We start from the raw sequence: 10,816 nt of genomic DNA, 5'->3' as shown, positions 1-10,816 counted from the left end.
CCCCCGTACTGGACGTACTTGGGCTTTCGGCCGGTGCGGCGAGAGTGCGTGCCGGGCACCGCGACGCCGCGGACCTCCGTCAGACACCCCCTAGCCGCCGACGCGGGCGACCAGGAGCGCGATGTCGTCGTCGGCCGCGGCCGGAACGAGGTGGGTGATCAGCGAGTCGCACACGTGGTCCAGCTGCCGCTGGGGATCCGCGAGCAGCCGTGTCAGCTCGGCAAGCCGCTCGTCGATGTCGCAGCCGCGGGCTTCGATCAGCCCGTCGGTGTAGAGCACGAGCAGGCTGCCGGGAGGCACGTCGATCTCGGTGGGCGTGAACGCCACTCCCCCGACGCCCAGGGGAACACCGGGCGGGGTGTCCAACAGCCGGACCGTGCCGTCGGGAAGGGCGAGCGCCGGCGGCGGGTGCCCCGCCCGGGTGACGGTGCAGTGCCCGGTGGCCGGGTCGCAGACGACGTACAGGAAGGAGGCCAGCATCGGTTCGGCCAGGTCGGCGAGGGTGGCTTCCAAGTGGTGCAGGAGCTGGACCGGCGAAAGGTCCAGGCGCGCGAGGGCCCGTACGGAAGCGGACAGCCGGCCCATGACCGCGGCCGCGGCGATGCCGTGCCCCATGACGTCGCCGATGAGCAGCCCCGCCCTGCCACCGGCCAGGGACAGGACGTCGTACCAGTCCCCGCCGACCTCGTTGACGTCGCTCGCGGGAAGGTAGCGGTGGGCCACGGCGATGCCCGGGGGCGGGCTGATGTGCTGGGGGAGCATGCTGCGCTGGAGGATGACGGCGGTCTCGTGCTCGCGGTGGTAGAGGCGGGCGTTGTCGATGCTGAGGGCGGCGCGGGCCGTGAGCTCACCGGCGAGGGTGACGTCTTCCGATCCGAAGGGGCCGATGGGTCGCGTGCGGAAGAAGGTGGCGACGCCGAGCACGGATTCCCTGGCCACCAGAGGCGCCATGATGAAGGAGTGCACGCCCACCGAGACCAGTTGCGCCGGTTTCGACGTGTGCCGGGCGGCTGGGGCGATGGCCTGCTCGTCGAGGCGCGCGACCAGGAAGGGCTGCCGGGCCGCGAGGGCCTGGGTGTAGGGGGCGGCAGCCGGGAAGGTGAGCGTCCTGCCGAGGGGGGCGAGGATGTCGGTGACGGCGGATCCGGCCAGCGGGGCCTTGCCCAGCCTCCGCAGGGCGACGCCGCCGACCAGGCCCATCCCGGGGTCCTCCCCGTGGGCGAGCACGTCCAGGACGTCCACGGTGACGGCATCGGCCAGGCGCGGCACGGCGAGGTCGGCGAGTTCCTGCGCGGTGCGTTCCAGTTCCAGGCTGGAGCCGACCCGCATGCTGGCCTCACTGAGCATGGCCAGCCGGCGCCGTCCCGCTTCGGCTTCCACGTGGTCGCGCTGTTGTTCGGTGATGTCGACGAGCGAGGCAATGACCCCGATCGGCATGCGGGCGGGGTCCTCGACCCGGACGTAGGAGCACGACCACACGCGGTCGTGGTCCGGCTCGGACGGTGTCCGTCCGACCCGGCGGCGGTCCAGGACGGGCTGTCCGGTCTCCAGGACCTGCCGCATGGCCTCCTCCATCTCCAGGGCGTTCACCTCCGGGAGGATCTCGGCGAGGCGGCGGCCCACGTGCGCCGATTCCGGCAGGCCGTTCATGGCTTCGAGTGCGGCGTTGACCTGCAGGAACCTCAGCTGGGTGTCGAGAATGGCGATGCCGACCGGGGAGCGGGCGAAAAGACCGTCCCACACCGCCGACGACCCCCGGATGCGCCGTGCCGCGTGCGCGTCCGCGGCGAAGACCAGCACCGTGGCCGCGCCGTGCTGCCGGTCGGAGACCGGAGCGGCCCAGATCTCCACCTCCAGGGGGTACCCGTCGCGGTGCCAGGCGGTCACCGTGCCCATCACGCCCCGCCCGGCGGCCGCCGCTTCCCAGAGGGAGCGGCCCAGACTGCGGTCGGCTCCCGGATGGAGCAGGTCAGCGATGTTGCGGCCCAGCATCTGCGGCGGGGCGTGGCCCAGCAGCTCCTGTGCGACCTGGTTCCAGCGCACGATCGTCCCGTCGGCGCTGGTGGCCACCAGTGCGACCGGCAGCACGCCCAGCCATCCGCCGGCAGCCTGCGCGGCGCTGCTGATCAGCTCGTCGACCGGGATGTGCTCGTTCATCTGGCACCCGCATCCAACGCCGCGGCGGTCCTTGCCCTGCGTTCCGCGGCCGGTCAGTCAGGCCCCGAGTCGCTCACGCGGACCGTCCGGGAGCCGTGTCTCCACGCATCCATCGTCTGCCGGTCGGCGGGGCGCCGCCTCCTGGTCGGCTTTCGGTACGCAGCGCTTGCGGCTGATCGCCGACGGTCACCGCGGCGAGGTCGGGCCACGAGCCGCGGGCGGGCCCGCCGGCCGCCCCGCGTACCGGCCCGAACCGGCGACCGGGCTCGAGACCTTGCACCGGCGCTGACCGGACTCCTGCGCCGGCGCTGACCCGGAAGCCCCGCCCGTCAGGCCGAGCCGGTGCCGAGCCCGTGGCGTCCGGCTCCGGAGGCGAAGCGCGCGGCGCCGGTCACGGCTCCGGCAGCGAGCGACACGGTGCCGTGTCCGAACTCGACGGCGAGGGCGGCGCTCTCGTCGAGGCCTTCCTGTTCGAGGACCGCCATGCGGTCGTGCCGCATGCAGGTCTGCGGGAACCGTGCGAGCTGCGCCGCGAGTTCCTCGGCCGCCGCCAGTGCGCCTCCGACGGGGACGACGCGGTTGGCGAGGCCGATGTGGTGGGCCTCGGCGGCATCGACCGCCCTGCCGGTCAGGATCATGTCCATGGCTCGGCTCGTGCCGATCAGGCGGGGCAGCCGTACCGTTCCGCCGTCGATGAGCGGCACGCCCCAGCGGCGACAGAACACTCCGAACACCGCGCTCTCGTCGGCCACGCGGAGGTCCGCCCAGAGCGCCAGTTCCAGACCGCCCGCCACCGCGTGTCCGCTGATCGCGGCGATGACCGGCTTCGACAGCCGCATCCGGGAGACGCCCATCGGGCCGTCACCGTCGGCGGCGACCCGGTTTCCGTTGCCGTCGCTGATGGCTTTCAGGTCCGCGCCCGCGCAGAAGGTTCCGCCCTCGCCGTGGAGCACGGCCACGGCCGCCTCCGGGTCGGCGTCGAAGGCGCGGAAGGCGTCGGCCAGCGCCCTCGCGGTGGTCAGGTCCACGGCGTTGCGGACGTGCGGGCGGTTCAGGCTGATCGTCGTCACCGCGCCGTTGCGGCGGACCAGTACCGGCTCCGTGTTCATGACCCGCAGCCTAGCGAGTCGGTCCGGACCGGCCGGGGGCACGTCGGTCAGTCGGCCGCCGCGGGGGTGGGGGCGAAGTGGCGGGCCGTGGGGACCAGCGCGGCGGCTGCCGGTACGGCGAAGCAGGCCGCGGCGCACACGGCGAGTACCGGGGTGACGCCGAAGGCCGTGATGGCCGGGGCGATGAGGGCCAGGCCGACCGGGGCCAGGCCGTAGGAGACGAGGAAGTCCAGCGAGGAGACGCGGGCGAGCTTGTCCGGGGCGACCTCGCGCTGGGTGGCCGTGAACCAGGGCACGTTGAACAGCTCTATCCCGACCCCGGCGACGGCGTACGCGGCGATCACCACGGCGGGGTGCACCGGCAGCACGAGGCTCAGCGGTGCGAAGCCGTAGGCGGCGAGGCCGGCGAAGGCCGCCCAGCCCTGGGCGCGGGGCCGCCAGCGGGCGATGACCAGGGCGCCGCCGAGCGCGCCGAGCGTGTATGCGGTCATGGCGGCGGCCAGTACCCATTGCGTGCCGTAGCGGTCCCGGCTGATCAGCGGCAGGGCGACGCTGGTCGCGGAGTAGCCCAGCGCGATGACGGCGGCGAGCGCGGCGAGGCCCGCGAGGAACCAGGGGTGCCGGCGGGCCTCGCGTATGCCGTCCACGAACTCCGCGCGGAACGAGGCCCGCGGCGCGGGCCCGTCGGCGCCGGACGGGTCCGCTTGCCCGCGGCCCGGGACGAGCGCGGCGACCAGCCAGAGCACGCCGATGCCGAGCAGCAGGGTCCGGACGTCCAGGAACGCCGCGAGCAGGGCGGTCAGCGCCGGGCCCGCCAGGGTGGAACTGCGGACGGCGAGCGTCATGGCGGCGTTGGCCTGCTGCCTGCCTTCCGGGGCCACGACCTCGGCGGTGAGCGCCTGGAAGGCCGGCCGGCAGGCACCCTGGCCGGCGCCTGCCAGGGCTGCGGCGAGGGTCATCAGCAGGGCCGAGCGGCCGAGTCCGGCGGCGAGGAGGGGGGCGGCAGCGCCGGCCGCCAGGGCCGACCAGAGGACGACCGCCCGGCGGGAGTGGCGGTCGGCGAGGACGCCGCCGACGGCGACCGCGGCGAGGAAGCCGGCGGTGCGCGCGGCGAGGACGAGGCCGAGGCCTGCCGGGCCGAGCTCTCGATGCAGCACCGCGAGACCGAGGACGAAGGGCAGGGCCCAGGTGGCCAGTCCGGAGGCGGTGGTTCCGGCCCATAGGCGCAGGAACGCGACATCGCGCAGTACTGAGTTCGGGGCGGGCGGTGAGGCGGTCTTGGCTGGGGCGGGGGCGGATGGAGTCGCCACGGGGTGTTGCTCCCTTGTGTGCGGGTGGTCGGGGATCCGGCGGGGATGGGGCACCAACGCGCCGTGCAGTCAGCGCTGTTGCGTCCGGCGCTGCCGAAGGTTTCCGGCAGCCGCCGACGGAGAAGCCACCCCCCGGAGTAGTTATTGAACATGATAACCATTACGGTATCGTCTGTCGTCGCGGCGCTCCTGCCCCGCGACCACAAGCACCCTCCTTCCAGACCGGAGAACCCATGCGCCATCCCGTCCGCCTCGGTATCGCCCTCACGGTCGTCCTCGCGACCTCCGCCTGCTCGGCCGCCGCCGGCGGCTCCTCCCAGGACCACGAGCCCGCCGCCACTGCCGCGGGCAGGGCGACGACGCTCACCAGCTGCGGCCGCCAACTCGCCTTCGAAGGACCGCCGCGCCGGGCCGTGGCCCTGGACCAGGCCTCGACCGAGATCCTGCTCGAACTCGGACTCCAGGAGCGCATGGCCGGAACGGCCAACCTGAAGACGAAGATCCCGGCGAAGTACGAGGCCGCCTACGCCAAGGTCCCCGTCATCGCCCCGAAGATCGCCACCAGCGAGCAAGTGCGCTCCGCCACCCCCGACTTCGTCGTCGCCGGCTCCGCCGACCTCTACACCAAGGACCGGGCGGGCACCCGCGAGGAACTGGACGCCGTCAAGGTCCCGACCTTCGTCAGCGCCGTCGATTGCCCCCTGCAGAACGAGCCCGGCAAGAGCGCCTTCGACCTGCTCTTCGCCGACTACGAGAACCTGGGCAAGGCCTTCGGCGCCGACGAGCCCGCCCACAAGCTCGCCGCCGAGCAGCGCGCCGCCGTCGCCGCGGCCGGGGAGACGGCCGCGAAGGTCAAAGACCAGCCGACCGTCGTCTACCTCTACTCCGTCTTCAACGGGATGCCCTACGTGGCCGGCAAGACCGGCCTGCCCAGCGAGATGAGCCGGATCGTCGGCGCCAAGAACGCCTTCGACGACGTGAACGAGGACTGGCCGGAGGTCTCCTGGGAGGAAGTCGCCCGGCGCAACCCGGACTTCATCGTCATCGGCGACCTCTCCGAGCGCGGCCGGCCGGGCGACAGCGCCGCCGAGAAGCGCGACACGATGGCCCGGCACCCCGTCATCTCGAAGCTCGACGCCGTACGCACCGACAAGATCATCGAAGTGCCGGGCATCGAACTCGACCCGTCCGTACGCTCCGTGCACGCGCTGGAGCTGCTCGCCGCCGGCATGCGGGACCTCGGGCATGTCCGCTGACCCGACCGCCCGAGCGCACCCCGTGGACCTCCTGCATCCGGCGGCCTGCCGGGCCCCCGTGACCGCGGCGACCCCCTCCGCCGCGCCGCGCCGCCGGCCCCGCCGGGCCGCGGCCGCCCGCGCCGGGCTGTTCCTCGCCGCCGCGGCGGTCCTGGCCGTGTCCCTGGCGGCGGCGGTGCGCATCGGCGCCGCCGACGTGGGGTGGGCCGACCTCGCCTCGGTGTTCGGCAGCCGGCTGGGCCTGGCCGTCGAGCCGCTGCCGCCGCTGGTGGACTCGCTCGTCTGGGATCTGCGCATGCCCCGGGTGCTGATGGCCGCCCTGGTCGGCGCCTCCCTCGCGGTGTGCGGCACGGTGCTGCAGGCCGTCACCCGCAACGCGCTCGCCGACCCCTACCTGCTCGGCGTGTCCTCGGGTGCCTCGACCGGAGCCGTGGCCGTCGTGGTCCTCGGCGTGGGCGGCGGCGTGCTCGGGGTGACCGGCGGAGCCCTGATCGGCGCGCTCCTTTCCTTCACGCTGCTCCTCCTGCTCCTGCGGCGGACCGGCCTGGACTCGGTGCGCATCGTGCTGACGGGGGTGGTCGTGGGGCAGCTCTTCACCGCGCTGACCTCACTGACGCTGATGGCGTCGGCCGACGCGGACACCACCCGGGCGGTCACCCACTGGCTGCTGGGTTCGATGGCGCCCGCCCGCTGGGACGCGGTCGTCGTCTGCGCGATCGTCACGCCCCTCGGACTGGTGGCGGCATGGCTGTGCTCGAACTCCCTCGACGGCCTCGCGTTCGGCGCCGACACCGCCGCGTCCCTGGGGATCGGCGTGCGGCGCACCCGGCTGCTGCTGCTCGTGGTGACGGCCGCCCTGACGTCGGTGGCCGTCGCGACGGTGGGCGCCATCGGGTTCGTCGGGCTGATCGTGCCCCACGGGGTGCGCTTCCTGATCGGACCGCTGCACCGGGTCCTGCTTCCGTACGCGGCGCTCGCGGGCGCGGTGTTCCTGGTGTGGACCGACGCCCTGGCGCGGGTCGCCTTCGCTCCCCGCGAGCTGCCCGTGGGCGTGATCACCGCTCTGCTCGGTGTCCCGCTCTTCCTCCTCGTCCTGCGCAAGCGGGGTGAGCTGTGAGGATCACCGCCGAACGGCTGAGCTGGTCGGTCGCGGGCACACCCGTCGTCCGCGACGTCGACCTGGACATCACCGCGGGCGAGACCGTCGGGCTGCTCGGGCCCAACGGGTCGGGCAAGTCCTCCCTGCTGCGCTGTCTCGCGGGCCTGCGGGCCCCCGACGCGGGCACCGTCCGGTACGACGGCGAGTCCGTACACCGGTGGAGCGCCCGGCGCATCGCCCGCCACATCGCCTTCGTCGAGCAGGAGTCGGGCTCCCACAGCGACCTGACCGTCGCGGACGTCGTGGGCCTGGGCCGCACCCCCTTCCGGGACCGCTGGCGCGGTCCGGACGGGGCCGACCGGGCCGTCATCGCCGCCGCGCTGGACCGGGTCGGGCTCACCGCGCTCGCCGACCGGTCCTGGCGGGCGCTGTCGGGCGGTGAGCGGCAGCGCGCCCACATCGCCCGCGCGCTGGCCCAGCAGCCGTACGGCCTGCTGCTCGACGAGCCCACCAACCACCTCGACGTGAGGCACCAGTTGGACCTGCTGGAGCTGCTGGCCGGTACCGGTCAAACCGTCCTCGTGGCGCTGCACGACCTGTCGCTGGCCGCCCGGTACTGCGACCGGCTGGTGCTGATGCACCACGGCCGGCTGGTCTCCTCGGGCACCCCCGAGGCGGTCCTGACCGCCGAACGGCTCGCCGAAGTCTTCGAAGTCGACGCCGAGCTCGCCACCGACGCCCTGGGCAACCGCGCGGTCGCCTACCGCCGCCGCACCGGCGCCCCCTCCACCCCACTCCCCCTGTGAGAAGGAACCCCGACATGCCCACCACATCCACACCCGGCACACCCACCGCATCCACCGCATCCACCCGGACCGTCGACGCGTTGACGGCGTCCGTGCTGGCCGGTGAACACGGCCCGCTGCCCTCCGCCCTCGTCGCGACGAGCGTCTTCTGGATCCACCACGGCACCCGCCTGGCCGGCGGCGGCACCACCTACCTCAACCAGTACGTCCTCGTACGCGTCGGCGGCTCCTTCGGCGGCTGTGCCTTCGAAGCCGGCGAGATCGACCCGGCCGTCTGCCGCGACTCGTCGGGAACCGCGCTCGACGTCCTGCTGCGCGAGGCACCCCGCCCGCTGCGCATGGCCGCGCTCGACGCCTACCTCGCCGAAGCACACCCCCACGCGAGCGCCGCGGAGGCGGGGGAAGCCGAGGCGGTCGTCCTTCCGGCCGGGACACCGGAAACCCGCGCGCAGGCTCGTGACGCGGCGATCGCGGGGCTGCTCGACATCCGCGCCGGAGCCAAGGTCGGCCTCATCGGCGTCGTCAACCCGCTGGTCGCCGCGATCCGCGAGCGCGGCGGCGTACCTCTGCCCTGCGACTTCAACCTGAAGACCACCCAGTGGGGAGACCCGGTCACCGACGACATGCACCGGGTGCTCGACGAGGCCGAGGCCGTCATCGCCACCGGAATGACCCTGAGCAACGGCTCGTTCGACACGATCCTGGACCGCTGCCGGTCCCGGGGGATCCCGCTGGTGGTGTACGCGCAGAGCGGCAGCGCCGTGGCCCGCGCGTTCCTGGGAGCGGGTGTGACCGCGCTGTCGGCGGAGCCCTTCCCCTTCTCCCAGTTCAGCGCCGATCCCACCCGGCTGTACCGCTACCGGGCAACGGCCGGCACCTGAGCGCGGCTCACCGCAACCTGCCGCAGCGCTCGCCGCGCTCCCGGCACCGACGACGCACCTCGTACGACTCCTACGACTCCTACGACAAGGAATTCCCGCATGGACCAGCACATCGCGGAGTCGGTCGGCCGACCCGACCTGATACGCCTCGACGACCGGCTCGTCTGTCTGCGCTTCGAGACCATGAAGGTGGTCTCCGCACTCGCGGCGGTCCGCCACCTGCTCGACACCGGAACCGTCCGGCGCGGCGACACCCTGCTCGACAGCTCCAGCGGCATCTACGCCCACGCCCTGGCCCTGGCCTGCCACCGCTACGGAATGCGGTGCCACATCGTCGGCTCGACGACCGTCGACCACACGCTGCGCACCCAGCTCGCCGGGCTCGGCGCAACGTTGGAGCAGATGGCCCCGTGCAGCGACCTGAAGCTCGACCAGAAGCGCAGGGTCGAGCGGATCCACGAGATCCTCGCCGAACACCCCGAGTACCACTGGATGCGCCAGTACCACGACGACATCCACTACCTCGGCTACCGGTCCATCGCCGAGCGCATCCGGCGATCGACCGGCACAGAGGCCCTGACCATCGTCGGCGGGGTGGGGACGGGCGCATCGACGGGGGCCCTCGCCCGGTACCTCCGCGAGGACGATCCCGGCGTCGAACTCGTCGGCGTGCAGCCGTACGGCAGCGTCACCTTCGGCGCCGAGCACGTCTCCGACCCCGAGATCATCATCGCCGGGATCGGGAGTTCCATCCCGTTCGGGAACGTCACCCACGAGCTGTACGACGTCCTGCACTGGATCTCCTTCGACGCCGCCCGCGCCGGCAGCATCGACCTGCTGCGCCGGCACGGCCTCTTCGCGGGGCTCTCCACCGGGGCCGGATACCTCGCGGCCCGCTGGGAACGCGACCGTGCTCCCGGGCGGACCGTCCTGTTCACCGCCCCCGATACGGGCCACCGGTACGTGGACACCGTCTACGCCCGCCGGGGCCGGCCTGCACGGCTGGCGGACCTGGCCCCGCACGCGGTCGCGGCCCCGTCCGAACTCGCCCTCCCCTGGTCCCGGATGCCGTGGAACCGCGCGCCCTCCCCCGTGCCCGGCCGCGTGGACGCCCTCGTGTGACGGCTCCGGCGGGTCTGCGGCAGGGCGGGCCCGCCTCGCGCGCCACGGCGGCCGGTGCGGCGGTCCTCGCGGCGGGCCCCGGCGGTCCGTGCGGCGCCCTCAGGACCGGGGCAGTTCCGTCGGGGCACGCTCCGTCTGGATGCCGTCGACCTGTCCGTCGTCGAGCGGCCGCACTCGGCAGCGGCCCTATTCCAGCACGGTGGCGGCCACGGACAGGTCGGCGACCAGACCCGCGAAGGCGGCCTCCCGGTCGTCGGCGCGCAGGACGGCCGACGGATGGACCGTCGCCAGCATCTGCCCGGGCACCCCGTCCCCCTTCCCGCCGTCGAGCGGGGGCATCGGCGCCAGCATCCCGCGCCGTTCGCCCACGCGGAAGGAGGATCCGAGCAGCGCTTTGCCGGCCGTTCCGCCGAGCACCACCAGGACCTCGGGCGCGACCAGCCGCAGCTCCTCCACCAGCCAGGGCCGGCAGGCCGTCATCTCCCGCAGGCTCGGGGCCTTGTGGATGCGGCGCTTGCCCCGCGGGGCCGTCGTGAACTTGAAGTGCTTGACCGCGTTGGTCAGGTACGCGTCCTCGTCACCGAGACCGGCCTCCTCCAGCGCCCTGCGCAGCAGCCGTCCCGCCGGGCCCACGAACGGCTCGCCCTGGACGTCCTCCTGATCGCCCGGCTGCTCCCCGACCAGCATCAGCCGCGCGTGGGCGGGGCCTTTGCCGAAGACCGTCTGTGTGGCGTCGCGGAACAACGGGCAGCCCTGACATCCGGCCGCCGCGCGCCGCAGACTCGGCAGACCGCCGCGGTCGGGCAGGTAGGGGGTCGCGTCGTACCCCTGTCCGGTCTCGTGAGGTCCCGCGGCCTGGGCTGCGCTCGCGCCCACGTCCATCGCCTCCACCACCTCCGCACCGGGAACCCCGTTCCCGCGGTCTGGTCCGCCCCGCGGTGCGAACCCGCAGGGCGGCAGTCGGCTTCTGCCCGAAGACCACGGCCGCAAACCGGCGGCCGGCCGGCGCGGCCGGTCGGCCTCGTCCGGGCCCAGTTCGCGCACGGTCCGGGCCACCTTGGCCAGGGTGGGCTTCA

General features: G+C 73.7%; 9 protein-coding genes. 5 read left to right on the top strand and 4 right to left on the bottom strand.

Going from position 1 to position 10,816, the window contains the following annotated elements; genetic code table 11:
- Positions 1 to 90 precede the first annotated feature (90 nt).
- The 3 genes from AB0D44_RS33395 to AB0D44_RS33385 form a co-directional block, all read right to left on the bottom strand.
- The gene (locus AB0D44_RS33395; RefSeq protein WP_362598355.1) at positions 91 to 2,157 is read right to left on the bottom strand and encodes a SpoIIE family protein phosphatase; all 2,067 of its coding nucleotides are present in this window, start codon (positions 2,155 to 2,157) and stop codon (positions 91 to 93) included.
- A gap of 329 nt (positions 2,158 to 2,486) precedes the next feature.
- Positions 2,487 to 3,266, bottom strand: coding sequence for a crotonase/enoyl-CoA hydratase family protein (locus AB0D44_RS33390; RefSeq protein WP_362598352.1), 780 nt, complete (start codon positions 3,264 to 3,266; stop codon positions 2,487 to 2,489).
- 47 nt (positions 3,267 to 3,313) lie between these two features.
- Positions 3,314 to 4,576 carry an MFS transporter gene (locus tag AB0D44_RS33385; RefSeq protein WP_362598349.1) on the bottom strand — a complete coding sequence of 421 codons (1,263 nt, stop codon included), beginning with the start codon at positions 4,574 to 4,576 and terminating at the stop codon, positions 3,314 to 3,316.
- Positions 4,577 to 4,809: 233 nt separating this feature from the next.
- Here AB0D44_RS33385 and AB0D44_RS33380 point away from each other — a divergent pair, with 233 nt between their 5' ends.
- From AB0D44_RS33380 to AB0D44_RS33360, 5 genes are all read left to right on the top strand, one after another.
- The gene (locus AB0D44_RS33380; RefSeq protein ID WP_362598346.1) at positions 4,810 to 5,832 is read left to right on the top strand and encodes an ABC transporter substrate-binding protein; all 1,023 of its coding nucleotides are present in this window, start codon (positions 4,810 to 4,812) and stop codon (positions 5,830 to 5,832) included.
- Positions 5,822 to 6,949, top strand: coding sequence for an iron ABC transporter permease (locus tag AB0D44_RS33375; RefSeq protein WP_362598344.1), 1,128 nt, complete (start codon positions 5,822 to 5,824; stop codon positions 6,947 to 6,949). The genes AB0D44_RS33380 and AB0D44_RS33375 overlap by 11 nt, the downstream gene beginning before the upstream one ends.
- Positions 6,946 to 7,737, top strand: a complete 792-nt coding sequence (locus tag AB0D44_RS33370; RefSeq protein ID WP_362598341.1) for an ABC transporter ATP-binding protein — start codon at positions 6,946 to 6,948, stop codon at positions 7,735 to 7,737. Before AB0D44_RS33375 ends, AB0D44_RS33370 begins: the two co-directional genes overlap by 4 nt.
- A gap of 14 nt (positions 7,738 to 7,751) precedes the next feature.
- Positions 7,752 to 8,618 carry a DUF364 domain-containing protein gene (locus tag AB0D44_RS33365; RefSeq protein ID WP_362598339.1) on the top strand — a complete coding sequence of 289 codons (867 nt, stop codon included), beginning with the start codon at positions 7,752 to 7,754 and terminating at the stop codon, positions 8,616 to 8,618.
- Between the two features lie 99 nt (positions 8,619 to 8,717).
- Entirely contained in the window at positions 8,718 to 9,740 is a 1,023-nt protein-coding gene (locus AB0D44_RS33360) for a pyridoxal-phosphate dependent enzyme (RefSeq protein ID WP_362598337.1), read from the top strand.
- A gap of 186 nt (positions 9,741 to 9,926) precedes the next feature.
- Here the strand turns inward: AB0D44_RS33360 and AB0D44_RS33355 are convergent, their stop codons facing one another.
- On the bottom strand, positions 9,927 to 10,622 hold the full coding sequence (locus AB0D44_RS33355; protein ID WP_362598358.1) for a UdgX family uracil-DNA binding protein: 696 nt from the start codon (positions 10,620 to 10,622) through the stop codon (positions 9,927 to 9,929).
- Positions 10,623 to 10,816 lie beyond the last annotated feature (194 nt).

The sequence above is a fragment of the Streptomyces sp. NPDC048349 genome, from assembly GCF_040651925.1.
Classification (GTDB): domain Bacteria; phylum Actinomycetota; class Actinomycetes; order Streptomycetales; family Streptomycetaceae; genus Streptomyces.
The sequence above is the reverse complement of the archived record's forward strand: the minus strand, read 5'-3'. Positions and strand labels throughout refer to the sequence as shown.

What these genes read in the sequence shown, in the direction of transcription:
- AB0D44_RS33395 (WP_362598355.1), bottom strand. Translation starts at nt 2,157, where the DNA reads ATGAACGAGCACATCCCGGTCGACGAGCTGATCAGCAGCGCCGCGCAG.
- AB0D44_RS33390 (WP_362598352.1), bottom strand. Translation starts at nt 3,266, where the DNA reads ATGAACACGGAGCCGGTACTGGTCCGCCGCAACGGCGCGGTGACGACG.
- AB0D44_RS33380 (WP_362598346.1), top strand. Translation starts at nt 4,810, where the DNA reads ATGCGCCATCCCGTCCGCCTCGGTATCGCCCTCACGGTCGTCCTCGCG.
- AB0D44_RS33375 (WP_362598344.1), top strand. Translation starts at nt 5,822, where the DNA reads ATGTCCGCTGACCCGACCGCCCGAGCGCACCCCGTGGACCTCCTGCAT.
- AB0D44_RS33365 (WP_362598339.1), top strand. Translation starts at nt 7,752, where the DNA reads ATGCCCACCACATCCACACCCGGCACACCCACCGCATCCACCGCATCC.
- AB0D44_RS33360 (WP_362598337.1), top strand. Translation starts at nt 8,718, where the DNA reads ATGGACCAGCACATCGCGGAGTCGGTCGGCCGACCCGACCTGATACGC.
- AB0D44_RS33355 (WP_362598358.1), bottom strand. Translation starts at nt 10,622, where the DNA reads ATGGACGTGGGCGCGAGCGCAGCCCAGGCCGCGGGACCTCACGAGACC.